Source organism: Brevundimonas olei (genome assembly GCF_037055245.1).
Lineage (GTDB): Bacteria > Pseudomonadota > Alphaproteobacteria > Caulobacterales > Caulobacteraceae > Brevundimonas > Brevundimonas olei.
In genome coordinates this window covers 2,699,898-2,714,642 of sequence record NZ_CP146369.1, presented here as the reverse complement: position 1 = coordinate 2,714,642, position 14,745 = coordinate 2,699,898, and the positions used below count along the sequence as shown (strand labels likewise).

Genomic DNA, 14,745 nt, shown 5'->3' with positions numbered 1-14,745 from the left:
ATTTACCATCCAGGCGGCAGTTTCTGCCTAGCGGGTTCGGTTCGTCCCGCGTGTGCAGGGGCGGTTGCGCGTGGGCGGCTTCACGGAAGCTTTGAAGAAGTTCGGCGTCGGACGCCTGGCCGCCATCCTGGGCGTGGCCGCAGGCGTGGCCGCCGTCCTGGTCGCCGTCATGCTGCGCGTGGGCCAGGCGCCGGACGCCTTGCTCTATTCCAACCTCGACCTGCGCGAGGCGGCCGAGATCGGCGCGGCCCTGGATCAGGCCAGTATCAAATATTCCTCCAGGGGCGACGGCTCGACCATCTTCGTCAGCCGCGACGAGGTGGGCGCGGCGCGCCTGATGCTGGCGGGCAAGGGGCTCGTGACCTCGGGCAGCGTCGGCTACGAAATCTTCGACAACCAGTCGGTGCTGGGTCAGACCGAGTTCCAGCAGAACCTGAACGAACAGCGCGCCCTGCAGGGCGAACTGGCGCGCACCATCATGTCGATGCGCGGCATTTCCTCGGCCCGCGTCCACATCACCATGCCTCGGCGCGAGATGTTCCAGGCCGCCGCCATCGATCCGACCGCCGCCGTGGTGGTGGGGCTGTCGGGCCGCGATCTGACGGCCGATCAGGTGCGGGCCATCCGCAACGTCGTCGCCTCGTCCGTGCCGAACCTGAAGCCGGACAAGGTCACGGTGACGGACCAGGCCAACCGCACCCTGGCGGCCGGGTCCGAGGACACCGGCTTCACCTCGGCCACCGCCGAAGCGGCCAAGGCCTCGACCGAGGCCCAGATGCAGGCCCGCATCAAGGACATCGTCGAGGGCGTCGTCGGCGTCGGCGCCGCGCGCGTGCAGGTGACGGCCGACATCGACCATAGCCGCTCGACCACCCAGGAGCAGCGTTTCGATCCGGATGGCCAGGTCGTCCGCTCGACCTCGACCAACGGCAGCCAGTCGCAGGATACGACCGGCCAGCAGGACGGCGGCGTCACCGCCACCAACAACATCCCCGGCGGAGAGGCGCCCAATGCGACGCCGCTCGGTTCGACCCGCGCCGAGAACACTGAGACGACCAACTATGAAATCTCCAACACCACCACGACGACGGTGAAGGAGCCGGGCGAGGTCCGGAAGCTGTCTGTCTCGGTGGCGGTCGACGGCAAATACACCCCCGCCGCCGAGGGCGGGGGCGAACCGACCTACGCGGCCCGCACCGAAGAGGAGGTGCAGCAGATCAAGGCCCTGGTCGCCGCCGCCGTCGGCATCGACGAGGCGCGCGGCGACAAGCTGGAGGTCGTCAACGTCCGCTTCAACCGCGAGCCCTCGGCTGCGCCGGGCGAGGCGCAGGGTTCGTCGCTGTTCGCCTTCGACAAGAACGACATCATGCGCGGGGTCGAGCTGCTGGTCCTGCTGGTCACGGGCCTGCTGCTGATCTTCTTCGTCCTGCGCCCGCTGCTGAAGACGGCTTCGGGGCAGGGGCGCGCAGGCGCGCCCGCCCTGGCCGGCGCCGGCGGCATTCCCGTCACGGCGCTGGACACCCAGCTTGTCGGCGGAACCCTGCCGGGCGGCGCGCCCATGCTGGCCGGACCCAGCGACATGGAACAGCGCATCGACATCGCCCGCATCGAGGGGCAGGTGAAGGCCTCGTCCATCAAGAAGGTCGCCGATTTCGTCGACAGCCACCCAGAGGAATCCACGGCGATCCTGCGCGCCTGGATGCATGAAACCTGATGGCGGCGCGGCTGGTTTCAAAGGGCGCGGCGGTCGACGACGCCAAGAAGCTGACGGGGCCTGAGAAGGCCGCCGTCGTTCTTCTGTCTCTGGGCGAAGAGCACACGGCCCTGTGGCAGCAGCTCGACGACGAGGAGATCAAGGAGGTCTCCCAGGCCATGGCGGGTCTGGGCAGCGTCACCGCCGCCGTGGTCGAAGAGGTTCTGGTCGAGTTCGTCTCCGGCATCGGCGGCTCGGGCTCGCTGATGGGCTCCTACGAGCAGACGCAGCGCCTGCTGGCCTCCTTCATGCCTTCCGACCGGGTCGAGGCCCTGATGGAGGAGATCCGCGGTCCCGCCGGCCGCACCATGTGGGACAAGCTCGGCAATGTGAACGAGGCCGTGCTCGCCAACTATCTGAAGAACGAATACCCGCAGACGGTCGCGGTGGTCCTGTCCAAGATCAAGCCGGACCACGCCTCGCGCGTGCTGACGGCCCTGCCCGAGGACTTCGCCCTGGAATGCGTCCAGCGGATGCTGCGCATGGAGCCGGTGCAGCGCGACATCCTCGACAAGATCGAACAGACCCTGCGCAGCGAGTTCATGTCCAACCTGGCGCGCACGTCCAAGCGCGACTCGCACGAGCTGATGGCGGACATCTTCAACAGTTTCGACCGCCAGACCGAGGCCCGTTTCATCGGCGCGCTGGAGGAACGCAACCGCGACGCGGCCGAGCGCATCCGCGCCCTGATGTTCGTGTTCGAGGACCTGTCGCGTCTCGATCCCGGCGGGGTGCAGACCCTGCTGCGCGCGGTCGAGAAGGACCAGTTGGGGCTGGCGCTGAAGGGCGCGTCGGACTCCTTGCGCGAAATGTTCTTCTCCAACATGTCCGAGCGCGCCTCGAAGATCATGCGCGAGGACATGGAATCCATGGGGCCTGTCCGCCTCAAGGACGTCGACAACGCCCAGATGGCCATGGTCCAGGTGGCCAAGGATCTGGCGGCGCGCGGCGACATCATGCTGGCCGGCCAGGGCGGCGACGACGAGTTGATCTACTGACATGAGCGCCCTCCCTTCCAACGCCGTCCCCTTCGCCTTCGACACCGAGTTCGGGGCTGACGGCGCCGTGCTGCGCGCCTCGACCTGGCAGCCGACCAAGCGGTCCTTCGCCCCGGCCGAGGTCGACGCCCTGATCGCCCAGGCGCGGCTTGAGGCCCGACAGCAGGCGTTGAACGAGGTCGAAGCCCTGCGCGCCGACGCCCTGTCGATCATGGCGCAGACGGTGTCCCAGGCCGCGACCGCCCTGCGCGGCGTCGCCGAGGCGCACCGGCGCGAATCCGCCGAACTGGCCCTGGCGGCTGCGCGTGTGATCGGTTCGGCCGCCTTCGACCGCTTCCCGCGTCGTCCGCTGGAGGCCGCCATCGAGGCCCTGGGTCAGGAGATGGACGCCACGCCGCGTCTGCTGGTCCGCGCCTCGGGTCTGGATGACGACGGCCGCGCCCAGATCGAGGCCCTGTGCGCCCAGGCGGGCTTCTCGGGGCTGGTGGTGTTCCGCGATGAGCCGCATCGGCCCGCCGCCGCCTTCGCCCTGGAATGGGCCGACGGCCGCGCCGAGTTCGATCCGGCCGAGGCGGAGGGCCGTGTGGCCGCCGCCCTCGACGCCGCCCTGGCCGCCGAAGCCGGCCACGCCGAGCCGCCTCTTGAAGGCGGCGCCCATGACAGGAGGGGCTTCTGATGGCCACCGACGATCTCTCGCTCGAGGAATTCGGCGAATCCACTGCCCTCAATCTGGCTGACGAGGGCGGCGAGAAGTCCGCCGTCGACCTGGCGCCCGTCTTTGACGTGCCGGTCAACATCTCGGCGGTGCTGGGCAAGGCGCACATGTCGGTGGCCCAACTGCTGAAACTGAACAAGGGCTCGGTGCTGGAGCTGGACCGCAAGGTCGGCGAGGCGATCGACATCTTCGTCAACAATCGGCTGGTGGCGCGCGGCGAGGTCGTCGTCGTCGAGGACCGCCTGGGCGTGACCATGACGGAAATCATCAAGACCGAGGACAAGGGCGCCTGATCGGCCGCCCCCGTCACGGACAGGATTTTGAAGGAGTAGGGCGATGCGTCTTCTGGTGGTGGGCCGGCTCAGCGGCCAGCTGGCGACGGCGGTGAAGATGGCCATGGCGCACGGCGCCAAGGTCCAGCACGTCGAGCGCGCCGATCAGGCGACCGAGCAGCTGCGCCGGGGGCAGGGCGCCGACCTGCTGATGGTCGACTACCGCATCGACATCGCCGCCCTGATCGCCGCCAACGACGCCGAGCGCATTCATGTGCCGGTCGTGGCCTGCGGCGTCGACGCCGACGCGCGCGAGGCCGCCGACGCCATCCGCGCCGGGGCCAAGGAGTTCATCCCCCTGCCGCCCGAGGCGGACCTGATCGCCGCCGTCCTGTCGGCGGTGGCGGACGACGAACGGCCGATGATCTCGGCCGATCCGGCGATGAAGTCGGTCATCCAGCTGGCCGATCAGGTGGCGCGTTCGGAAGCCTCCATCCTGATCACCGGCGAAAGCGGCGTCGGCAAGGAGGTGATGGCGCGCTATCTGCACACGCACTCGCGCCGCGCGGACAAGGCCTTCATCAGCGTCAACTGCGCCGCCATTCCCGACAACCTGCTGGAATCCGAACTGTTCGGCCACGAGAAGGGCGCCTTCACCGGCGCCGTGGCCCGCCGGGTCGGCAAGTTCGAGGAAGCCGACGGCGGCACGCTTCTGCTGGACGAGATCAGCGAGATGGACGCCCGGCTTCAGGCCAAGCTGCTGCGCGCCATCCAGGAGCGCGTCATCGACCGCGTCGGCGGGGCCAAGCCCGTGCCCGTCAACATCCGCATCATCGCCACCTCCAACCGCGACCTGGCCAAGGCTGTGGCCGAGGGGACGTTCCGCGAAGACCTGCTGTATCGCCTCAACGTCGTGAACCTGCGCCTGCCTTCCTTGCGCGAACGCCCCGGCGACATCGCCGTGCTGGCCGATCACTTCGTCAAGAAATACGCCGCCGCCAACGGCGTGCCGCCGCGCGCCATCGGCGGCGAGGCCAGGCGCGCCCTGGTCGCCCACCGCTGGCCCGGCAACGTGCGCGAGCTGGAAAACGCCATGCACCGCGCCGTCCTGCTGGCGACGGGGGCCGAGATCGACGTCGACGCCATTCGCCTGCCGGACGGCCGCCCGCTGCTGGGTGGGAGCGAGGGGGCCTCGACGCCCGCCGCTTCGACCTATGACGCCGGCGTGGCCGGTCAGGCGGCACAGGTCGCCGACGCCGTGACCCGCAGCTTCGTCGGCCAGACCGTGGCCGAGATGGAGAAGACCCTGATCCTGGACACGCTCAGCCACTGCCTGGGCAACCGCACCCATGCGGCGACCATCCTGGGCATCTCCATCCGCACCCTGCGCAACAAGCTGAACGAATACGCTGACCAGGGCACGCCGATCCCGGCGCCCCAGTCGGGCGTCGCGGCCGCCTACGGCGCGGCGGGCTGAGCCGATGCGCGCCGACCGTCGCACCCTGCTGATCGGCGCGGGCGCCCTCGCCCTGGGCGCCTGTACGCGAGCGACGGAGCCAGCGGCCGTCGAACCGGTCGTGCTCGATCTCGACCTGTCGGCGCTGGAAGCCCGCCACGGCGGCCGTCTGGGCGTCTCGGTCGCGACCGACGGCAAGCAGGCCGCCTGGCGCGGCGACGAGCGGTTCGTCTACTGCTCGACCTTCAAGATGTATCTGGCCGCCGCCACGCTGTTGCGTGTTCAGGCGGGGCAGGAGCGGCTGGACCGGGCGATTCCGGTGACGCAGGCCGACATGATCAGCCATGCCCCGGTCACGGAGCCGGCGGTCGGCTCGACCCTGACCATCGAGCAGTTGATGAAGGGCGCGGTTGAAGTCAGCGACAATCCCGCCGCCAACATCCTGATCCGCGAAATGGGCGGGCTGGACGCCTTGCGCGCCTTCTATCGCGGCATCGGCGATGAGACGACCCGCGTGGATCGGCTGGAGCCGGAACTGAACCGGGCGGACGGCGACAAGGACACCATCCGGCCTGGACAGTCGGCCCGCAATATCCAGCGGCTGATCCTGTCGGAGGCCTCGCCGCTTGAATCGCCTTTCAAGCGGTTGCTTCTGGAATGGATGGTGGCGTCGCCGACGGGGCAGGTGCGCCTGAAGGCTGGCGTTCCTCTGGGTTGGACCGTAGCGCACAAGACCGGCACGGGCGGCGACGGTCCGGTTAATGATATCGGCGTGCTGTATCCGACCGACGGCGAGCCTATCGCCATCGCCGTCTATTTCCACGCCACGAAGGAGTCGACCGACGCCCAGCGCGAGGCGGTCATCGCCGACGCGACCCGGCAGGCGCTCAAGGCGCTGGGGCATGGCTGACGGCCGCCGAATCCTGTCATCAGGCGGCATGACCTTCGCACGTCGTCATGGCTGATGCGCCGATCCTGATGAAGGACGGGCTGGCGCGCCCCACGGGGCGCGAGGCCCTCGGCTGGCTGATGCGCGGCGAAGTCGGCATGGCGGTCGGCGTCATCGCCGTCATCATGCTGCTGATCCTGCCGATCCCGAAGATGCTTCTGGATCTGCTGCTGGCGATCTCGCTGGTGTCCAGCGTGCTGATCCTGATGACGGCCGTGATGATGAAGCGGCCGCTGGACTTCGCCATCTTCCCCACGGTGCTGCTGGTCTCGACCCTGTATCGGCTGGGGCTGAACCTGGCCTCGACGCGGCTGATCCTCAGCAACGGTCAGGAAGGCCACGACAGCGCGGGCAAGATCATTCAGGCCTTCGGCGAACTGATGATGGGGGGCAACTTCATCATCGGCGTCATCATCTTCGCCATCCTGCTGGTGGTGAACTTCGTCGTCATCACCAAGGGCGCCACCCGTATCGCCGAGGTCTCGGCCCGCTTCACCCTGGACTCCATGCCGGGCAAGCAGATGGCCATCGACGCCGACCTCTCGGCGGGGCTGATCAACGAGGATCAGGCCAAGCTGCGCCGCAAGGAGCTGGAGCAGGAATCCACCTTCTTCGGCGCCATGGACGGCGCCTCGAAATTCGTGCGCGGCGACGCCGTGGCGGGTCTGATCATCACCTTCATCAACGTCATCGGCGGCCTGCTGATCGGCGTGCTGCAGCACGGCATGCCGGCCATGGACGCCGCCAACACCTATGTGCAGCTGACCGTCGGCGACGGTCTGGTGACGCAGATCCCGGCCATCATCGTCTCCGTCGCGGCCGGCTTCCTTGTGACCAAGGCCGGGGTCGAGGGTTCGGCCGACAAGGCTTTCGCCGCGCAGCTGGCGACCAATCCGGTGTCGCTGGGCGTGGTGTCCGGCACGTCGGGACTGATCGGCCTGATCCCGGGAATGCCGCTGCTGCCCTTCGCGGCGCTGGCGCTGGCCACGGGCTTCATGGCGTGGAAGCTGGGCCGCGACCGGCTGAAACCGCCGCCCGCCGAGCCGGTCGATCTCAAGCCGAAGGAGGACGTGGAGGAGCCGATCTCCACCGCCCTGACCATCGACGAGGTGAAGATCGAGCTGGGTTACGCCCTGCTGGCCCTGATCAACGACCTGGAGGGGCGGCGCCTGACGGACCAGATCCGCGCCCTGCGCCGCTCGCTCGCCCAGGAATACGGCTTCGTCATGCCCAGCGTGCGCATCCTCGACAACATGCGCCTGCCCAATCAGGGCTACGCCATCCGCATCAAGGAGATGGACGCCGGATCGGGCGAGGTGCGCCTGGCCTCCCTGATGGCCATGGACCCGGCGGGCCGCCAGGTCGAACTGCCGGGCGAACACACGCGCGAGCCCGCCTTCGGCCTGCCCGCCACCTGGATCGACGAGTCGCTGAGGGAAGAGGCGACCTTCCGCGGCTACACCATCGTCGATCCCTCGACGGTGCTGACCACCCACCTGACCGAAATCCTCAAGGAGAACATGGCCGAGCTGCTGTCCTACGCCGAGGTGCAGAAGCTGCTGAAGGAGTTGAAGGGCGAGGAGCAGAAGCTGGTCGAGGAGCTGATCCCCTCGGTCGTCACCGTGACGACGCTTCAGCGCGTCCTGCAGGCCCTGCTGCGCGAGAAGGTGTCGATCCGCGACCTGCCCGCCATCCTCGAAGGCCTGGCCGAGGCCGCGCCGCACACCACCAGCGTCGCCACCCTGGTCGAACACGTCCGCAGCCGCCTGGCGCGCCAGCTGTGCTGGCAGCACAAGGCCGACGACGGCGCCCTGCCTATCGTCACCCTGTCGCCCGAGTGGGAGCAGGCCTTCGCCGAGAGCCTGGTCGGTCCGGGCGAGGACAAGCAACTGGCCATGGCGCCCAGCCGCCTTCAGGACTTCATCCGCGTCGTGCGCGAGGTGTTCGAGCGCGCCGCCATGACGGGCGAGAACCCGGTCCTGCTGACCGGGCCCCAGGTGCGCCCCTACGTCCGCTCCATCATCGAACGCTTCCGCGGCCAGACGGTGGTGATGAGCCAGAACGAAATTCATCCCAAGGCCCGGCTCCGGACGGTCGGTTCGGTCTAGACCCTGCGGTAGGGGCTGGACACGGCTTCGGCGGCGAATAAGGTTCGGGATATGAAACGTTTCCGGCCGGCTCTGCGCACCTTCGGAATCTTCCTGCGCACCCCGACCCTCAGTCGCTCGATCATCGCCCTTCTGGCCCTGGCGCTGCTGCTGCTGCTGGCCGTCAATACGGCGACGCTGGTGATGATCCAGCGCACCTCCAACTACAACGACACCGTCGACCACAGTCAGCAGGTGCGCCTGGCGGCCAAGGACACGGTGATGCTGCTGACCGACGCCGAGACCGGGCAGCGCGGTTTCATGCTGACGGCGCGGGCCGAGTATCTGGGCGTGCACGACAACGCCGTCGCCAAGCTGCCGGCGGTGCTCGAACGCCTCGAGACTCTGGTCCAGAACGATCCCGAGTCCTCCGCACGCGTGGCCAAGGTCAAGCAGATGGCTCGCGAGCGTCTGGCGCTGATGGACGAAACCATCAACCAGACCCGGACGGGCCGCATCGGCGAGGCCGTCGCGCGCATTCGCGGCGGCCAGGGCAAGACGCTGATGGACGCCATGCGGGTCGAACTGGCGGCGATCGACGCCATCGAGGCGCGCCGCCTGGCCGAGCGCACCCACCAGTCGGAATGGGCCCAGGCCGTGACCGTGGCGGTCAACGCCCTGGCCGGGGTGCTGATCCTGGTGCTGGCGGGGATCAGCGTCTGGCTGGTGCGGCGCTATGTGGCGGAGATCGAGGCCGCGCATTTCGAGCTCGATCGCGTCAACGCGGGTCTGGAGAACGAGGTCCGCGATCGCACCGCCGAACTGACCCGCGCCAACGAGGAAATCCAGCGCTTCGCCTATATCGTCAGCCACGACCTGCGCGCGCCCCTGGTCAACGTCATGGGCTACACCTCCGAACTCGAGCAGGTCTCAAGGATGGTGGATGAGCAACTGACGGCGGTCGACGCGGCGCACCCCGGTCTGACGGACCCCGACGTCCTGCGCGCGGTGCGCGAGGACGCGCCGGAGGCCGTGGGCTTCATCCGCACCTCGACGGCCAAGATGGACCGGCTGATCAACGCCATCCTGCGCCTGTCGCGTGAGGGACGGCGCGCCCTGGCGCCTGAACGGCTGGACATGACTAGCGTGGCCCAGACCATCGCCGACACCGTCCACCATCAGGTCGCCGAAACGGGCGGCGAAATCGTGGTCGGCTCCCTGCCGCCGCTGGAGAGCGACCGTCTGGCGGTCGAGCAGATCTTCGGCAACCTGATCGACAATGCGGTGAAGTATCAGCAGCCCGACCGCCCCATCCTTATCGAGGTCCAGGGGCAGGAGACTCCCGACGGCTGGGTGGAATACCGCATCATCGACAATGGCCGGGGCGTGTCGCCCAAGGATCACGAGCGTATCTTCGAGCTCTTCCGTCGCTCGGGCAAGCAGGACAAGCCGGGCGAAGGTCTGGGCCTGGCCTTCGTACGCAACATCGTGCGGCGTCTGGGCGGTTCGATCGAAATCGAATCAGAATTGGGCCAAGGGTCGACTTTTTACCTGAAATTTCCGAAACGTCTGGCTATGCTGGGTGACTACCAAGGAGATCGCCTGTGAGCCACTCGGTGAAGATTGTCATGGTCGAGGACGACCATGGGCACGCCAAGCTCATTGAAAAGAACATCCGGCGGGCGAACATCGCCAACGACATCGTTCATTTCGATCACGGCGAGGCGGCCCTGGACTATCTGTTCAGCGAAGAGGTCCGTCACAACGGGCCGGTGCTGATCCTCCTGGACCTGAATCTGCCGGACATGTCGGGCACGGATATCCTGGAAAAGGTGAAGTCCGACGACAACCTGCGACGCGCGCCTGTCGTCGTTCTGACCACCACGGACGACAAGGTCGAGATCCAGCGCTGCTACGATCTGGGCTGCAACGTCTACATCACCAAGCCCGTCGACTATGAGGCCTTTGCGGGCGCCATCCGCCAGCTGGGTCTGTTCCTGTCCGTCATGCAGGCGCCCGAGATCTGACGCCGTGACGGAACCGGGGGCTTCAATCCGTCTCTTGTACATCGACGACGACCGGGGGTTGTCGCGGCTGGTCCAGAAGGAGCTGGGCCGCCACGGCTATGAGGTCACCTGCGCGCCCGACGCCGACACCGGCTATGAGACGCTGAAGGCCGGCCAGTTCGATGTCTGCGCCCTGGATCACTATATGCCCGGCCGCGAAGGGCTGGACGTCCTGCCGGACATTCTGGCCCTGCCGACGCCGCCGCCGGTGGTCTATGTAACCGGGGCCCAGGACGGCCGCATCGCCGTGGCCGCCCTGCGCGCCGGGGCCGCCGACTACGTCATCAAGGACGTGTCCGAGGACTTCACCGCCCTTCTGCGTTCGGCTGTCGAGGACGCCTTGCTGCGCCGCCGCCTGGAGCGCGAGAACGAAGAGGCGCATGAGGAAGTCCGCCAGGCGCGCGACCGCGCCGAAGCCCTGCTTCGCGAGGTCAACCACCGCGTCGGCAACTCCCTGCAACTGGTGTCCAGCTTCATCTCCCTGCAGCTGCGCCAGCTTGTCGACGAGGGGGCGCGCGACGCCCTGCGCGAGGCCCAGGTCCGCATCGAGGCCGTGGCCCATGTCCATCGCCGCCTCTACACCTCGGCCGATGTCGAGCGGGTGCAGATGGACGAATATCTCGCCGGCCTGGTCGAGGAATTGGGCAAGTCCATCGGCCCCGACGACGATGGACCGCGACTGGCACTGCGCGCCGAGGCGCTGCAGGTGACGACCGACCAGGCCGTCTCTCTGGGCGTCATCGTCACCGAACTGGTCACCAACGCCGTGAAATACGCCTATGAGCCCGGCGCGGCGGGCGAGATTCGGGTGATCCTGGAGCGGATGGAGGACGGACGCCGCGCCCTGCTGACGGTCGAGGACGACGGGCCGGGGCTGGGCGACGGCCAGCCCAAGGGCACGGGTCTGGGCTCCAAGATCATCTCGGCCATGGCCGGCGGCCTGCGCTCGGCGATCGAGGTCGATCCCTCCCACCACGGCGTGCGCGCTCGCCTGGCGTTTGACCTCTAGGCGACGCTTTGGGGGTTTCGTCCGGCGTCGCGGCGGGTTTAGTCTCCGCGAGATGAAGCTTCAGTTCGGCACAGCCCGCCCCGGTCTCGACTACATCCACCGCCCCGCTGTCTTCGGCATCGCCGAGCGTGACGGCCGCCTGGCCTGCGTGCGCGTGGATCGCGGCGACGGACACGCCTATTTCGACCTGCCCGGCGGCGCCCTGGACGGCGAAGAGACGGAGCAGCAGGCGCTGGTGCGCGAGTTCGCCGAGGAGACGGGCCTGATCATCCAGCCGGTCGACCGCCTGACCGAGGCGGCGCAGTATTTCCTCAGGTCGGACGGCACGCCGGTCAACAACGTCGGCGGCGTCTGGATCGTCAGCGTGACCGGCGCCGATCCCTCGACCAAGCAGGAAGCCGACCATGAACTGGTTTGGCTGGAGCCGATGCGCGCCCTGTTCAGCCTGCGCCATGAGGCCCACAGCTGGGCCGTCGCCCGCTGGCTGCGCGATCGTCACGCCGCCGTCTCGGAACCCGGCTGAGCGGAAAGGGTTGTTTTCCCTGAGGGGCCGCCACTCCCGGCGGCTCGCCCTACAGGGAGCTCCCCATGCCCGACCAAGATCGCATCGAAGGCGCCGCCAAGAACATCGGCGGCAAGCTCAAGGAAGCCGCCGGCAAGCTGACCGGCGACGAAAAGCTGAAGGCCGAAGGCCGCGCCGATCAGGTGGCGGGCAAGGTCCAGAACGCCGTCGGCGGCGTCAAGGACGCGCTGAAGGGCGACAAGGGCTGATCGAGATCCGGTCTCGGCCGTCGCCAGGATTCGGCGGCGGCCTCTACCGCGCCAGGGTCCGCATCGCCCGTTCCAGCCCATCCAGCGTCAGGGGGAACATGCGGTGCTCCATCACCTCGCCGATCAGGCTGACCGAGGGGGTGTAGCTCCAGTGGCGCTCAGGCACAGGGTTCAGCCAGACCGACTTGTCCCACTGTTCGCGGGCGCGTTTCAGCCAGACGGCGCCCGCCTCCTCGTTCCAGTGCTCGACCGAGCCGCCGGGCATGGTCACCTCATAGGGCGACATGGTCGCGTCGCCGACGAAGATGGCGCGCCAGTCGCCGGGGTATTTGTGGATCAGATCCCAGGTCGGGATGCGCTCGCTGTGGCGGCGGCGGTTGTCCTTCCACACGCCTTCGTAGAGGCAGTTGTGGAAGTAGAAGAACTCCAGGTTCTTGAACTCGGTCCGCGCGGCCGAGAACAGCTCTTCACACAGCTGGACATGGCCGTCCATCGAGCCGCCGACGTCGAGGAACAGCAGCACCTTGATCGTATTGCGCCGCTCGGGCCGCATGTGGATGTCCAGCCAGCCCTGACGCGCCGTGCCGTCGATGGTGCCGTCGATGTCCAGTTCCTCGGCCGCGCCTTCGCGGGCGAAGCGACGCAGGCGGCGTAAGGCGACCTTGATGTTGCGCGTGCCCAGTTCGACCGTGTCGTCGAGGTTCCTGTATTCGCGCCTTTCCCAGACCTTGACCGCACGGCCGTGACGGCCGGGGCCGCCGATGCGGACGCCCTCGGGGTTGTAGCCGCCGTGGCCGAAGGGGCTGGTGCCGCCCGTGCCGATCCAGCGGTTGCCGCGCTGATGGCGCTCCTTCTGTTCTTCCAGACGCTGCTTCAGCGTCTCCATCAGCTTGTCGAAACCGCCCAGCGCCTCAACTTGCGCCTTCTCTTCGTCGGTCAGGTATTTTTCGGTCAGCAGCCGCAGCCAGTCCTCGGGGATGTCGGCGGTGATCTCCTCGCCGGGGCTGACGCCCTCCAGCCCCTTGAACACCTTGCCGAAGACCTGATCGAAGCGGTCGTAGTGTTTCTCGTCCTTGACCAGGACGGCGCGTGACAGGTGGTAGAAAGCCTCCACGTCGCGCCCGGCCACGCCCTTGTCCATGGCCTCCATCAGATGGAGCCATTCCTTGAGCGACACAGGCACCTTGGCCTCGCGCAGGGCGGTGAAGAAGGGCAGGAGCATGGGCTCAGACTGGCCCCGGCCTAGCCGCGCCGCAAGATGAACTCGTCGTCCATCCAGGCGCCGACCGGGTACTGATACTCGCCCGCCTTCTCGAAGCCGTAGGCGGCGTAGAGCTTCTGGGCCTTCTCATTGCCGCTCCAGACGCCGATCCACAGGGGGCCGTCGGTGTGGGCTTCCATCCACTCCAGCGCGATCTTCAGCAGCTTCGTGCCCAGGCCGAGGCCCTGCGCCGGCTTGCCGACGTATAGGCGGCGCAGCTCGGCGTGGCTGGCCCGGCCGTCGGGGTGGGGCAGGGTGTTCGGCCCGGCGTTGGCGAAGGCCAGCAGCTCTCCGTCGCGCTCGGCCACCCACCAGGCGGCGCCGGGCTCGGCCAGTTTGGCGGTGAGCGTCTCGGTGTTGAAGCCGGCGTCCAGGAAGGCGGTCAGGTCGGCGGCCGGATAGGGAATGCCGAAGCCGGTGACGAAGGTGTCGATGAAGGTCTGGCGCCCCAGCACGGCCAGGGCGGCGGCGTCTTCGGGGCGGGCGGGGCGGATCACGGGAGCGCTCATCGGCCGACCCATAGCGCCGCGAGCGGGCCGGGAGAAGGCGCGCCTCGACGCCAGGCTCCCCGTTCAATACGGCCTCGTCATCTTTGCGTGGTTGCAGGGCCGCGCGACGAGAGCTACCACCCTTGTCCAATGTGCGTCGTTCGCGGCGTGCGCCAATGCTGGAATCGGGGAGGTATAGGGACGCCAAGGCCTTGGTTTCACAGGCTGATCCCATGCTATGACTTCTCCTGCGCTCATGACTCATTCCGAATCCGCAGTTCAGACGCCGGTCGCGGCCGTTCAGGCCGTCGAGGCGGGCGTCCGTTTCGGCGCGATCACCCTGGCCCGTCACGGCGAGCCGGCCCTGTCGCGCAAATGCATGATTACTTCGGACCAGTATCGCGACTGGTGGGGGCGCTATGAGATCGGCGGGCTTCGCGCGGGACAGACGCCGCCGCAGACCCTGCTGACCGCCGCCGAAGGGGCGGGGGCCATCTACGCCTCCACCCGCCCGCGCGCCCAGGAAACCGCCAAGGCCGTGGCGCCGGGCCGCGACGTGCTGGTCGACGCCCTCTTCATCGAGGCCCCCCTGCCGCCGCCGCGCTTTCCGTCCTGGATCAAGCTGTCGCCGCGCTACTGGGGCGTGATTTCGCGCGTCTGGTGGCACGCCTTCAACCACCACGAGGGCCAGGAAACCCGCGCCGAGGCCGAGGTCCGCGCCGATCAGGCTGCGCGCGTCCTGATCGCTCGCGCCTCGGAAGGCCACGATGTCCTGGTGCTGGCGCACGGCTATTTCAACCACATGGTCGGCCAGCGGCTGAAGGCGCACGGCTGGCGTCTGGCGCACAATCAGGGCTTCAAATACTGGTCCCAGCGCCGTTTCGTGAAGCGCTGACGTCGCGGCCTCAGGAAGGCCGTTG

General features: G+C 68.1%; 15 protein-coding genes. 13 read left to right on the top strand and 2 right to left on the bottom strand.

The features are described from left to right. The first annotated feature begins 70 nt into the window (after positions 1-70). From fliF to V8J38_RS13150, 12 genes are all read left to right on the top strand, one after another. Entirely contained in the window at positions 71-1,714 is a 1,644-nt protein-coding gene (gene fliF / locus V8J38_RS13205) for a flagellar basal-body MS-ring/collar protein FliF (RefSeq protein ID WP_291778316.1), read from the top strand. Then, entirely contained in the window at positions 1,714-2,751 is a 1,038-nt protein-coding gene (gene fliG / locus V8J38_RS13200; RefSeq protein ID WP_291778319.1) for a flagellar motor switch protein FliG, read from the top strand. The genes fliF and fliG overlap by 1 nt, the downstream gene beginning before the upstream one ends. Position 2,752: 1 nt before the next feature. Beyond that, entirely contained in the window at positions 2,753-3,427 is a 675-nt protein-coding gene (locus tag V8J38_RS13195) for a flagellar assembly protein FlbE (protein ID WP_338576275.1), read from the top strand. Beyond that, positions 3,427-3,759 carry a flagellar motor switch protein FliN gene (fliN, locus tag V8J38_RS13190; RefSeq protein ID WP_087141885.1) on the top strand — a complete coding sequence of 111 codons (333 nt, stop codon included), beginning with the start codon at positions 3,427-3,429 and terminating at the stop codon, positions 3,757-3,759. The genes V8J38_RS13195 and fliN overlap by 1 nt, the downstream gene beginning before the upstream one ends. A 43-nt stretch (positions 3,760-3,802) precedes the next feature. Continuing rightward, positions 3,803-5,215 (top strand): sigma-54 dependent transcriptional regulator, encoded by a 1,413-nt coding sequence (locus V8J38_RS13185; RefSeq protein ID WP_338576268.1) that lies wholly within the window; start codon positions 3,803-3,805, stop codon positions 5,213-5,215. A 4-nt stretch (positions 5,216-5,219) separates the two neighbouring features. Further along, entirely contained in the window at positions 5,220-6,104 is an 885-nt protein-coding gene (gene bla / locus V8J38_RS13180) for a class A beta-lactamase (protein ID WP_338576267.1), read from the top strand. A 47-nt stretch (positions 6,105-6,151) separates the two neighbouring features. Next, a complete protein-coding gene (gene flhA, locus V8J38_RS13175; RefSeq protein ID WP_338576265.1) occupies positions 6,152-8,251 on the top strand; it encodes a flagellar biosynthesis protein FlhA in 2,100 nt (699 codons plus the stop codon). Between the two features lie 51 nt (positions 8,252-8,302). Then, positions 8,303-9,838 carry a sensor histidine kinase gene (locus V8J38_RS13170; protein ID WP_338576263.1) on the top strand — a complete coding sequence of 512 codons (1,536 nt, stop codon included), beginning with the start codon at positions 8,303-8,305 and terminating at the stop codon, positions 9,836-9,838. Between the two features lie 20 nt (positions 9,839-9,858). Then, positions 9,859-10,257, top strand: coding sequence for a response regulator (locus V8J38_RS13165; protein WP_291778440.1), 399 nt, complete (start codon positions 9,859-9,861; stop codon positions 10,255-10,257). Between the two features lie 34 nt (positions 10,258-10,291). Beyond that, complete coding sequence (locus tag V8J38_RS13160) at positions 10,292-11,305, top strand: histidine kinase dimerization/phosphoacceptor domain -containing protein (protein WP_338576261.1); 1,014 nt, start codon at positions 10,292-10,294, stop codon at positions 11,303-11,305. A gap of 52 nt (positions 11,306-11,357) precedes the next feature. Next, a complete protein-coding gene (locus V8J38_RS13155; protein ID WP_338576259.1) occupies positions 11,358-11,828 on the top strand; it encodes an NUDIX domain-containing protein in 471 nt (156 codons plus the stop codon). A 65-nt stretch (positions 11,829-11,893) separates the two neighbouring features. Next, positions 11,894-12,076: a CsbD family protein gene (locus V8J38_RS13150; RefSeq protein ID WP_338576257.1), complete on the top strand. Its 183-nt coding sequence runs from the start codon at positions 11,894-11,896 to the stop codon at positions 12,074-12,076. A 43-nt stretch (positions 12,077-12,119) separates the two neighbouring features. Here the strand turns inward: V8J38_RS13150 and V8J38_RS13145 are convergent, their stop codons facing one another. Together V8J38_RS13145 and V8J38_RS13140 are read right to left on the bottom strand one after the other, a co-directional pair. Next, positions 12,120-13,298: a VWA domain-containing protein gene (locus V8J38_RS13145; protein WP_338576255.1), complete on the bottom strand. Its 1,179-nt coding sequence runs from the start codon at positions 13,296-13,298 to the stop codon at positions 12,120-12,122. A 20-nt stretch (positions 13,299-13,318) separates the two neighbouring features. Further along, positions 13,319-13,846, bottom strand: a complete 528-nt coding sequence (locus V8J38_RS13140; protein WP_338576253.1) for a GNAT family N-acetyltransferase — start codon at positions 13,844-13,846, stop codon at positions 13,319-13,321. 235 nt (positions 13,847-14,081) lie between these two features. Here V8J38_RS13140 and V8J38_RS13135 point away from each other — a divergent pair, with 235 nt between their 5' ends. Next, complete coding sequence (locus V8J38_RS13135) at positions 14,082-14,720, top strand: histidine phosphatase family protein (RefSeq protein ID WP_291778351.1); 639 nt, start codon at positions 14,082-14,084, stop codon at positions 14,718-14,720. The last annotated feature ends 25 nt before the right edge of the window (positions 14,721-14,745 follow it).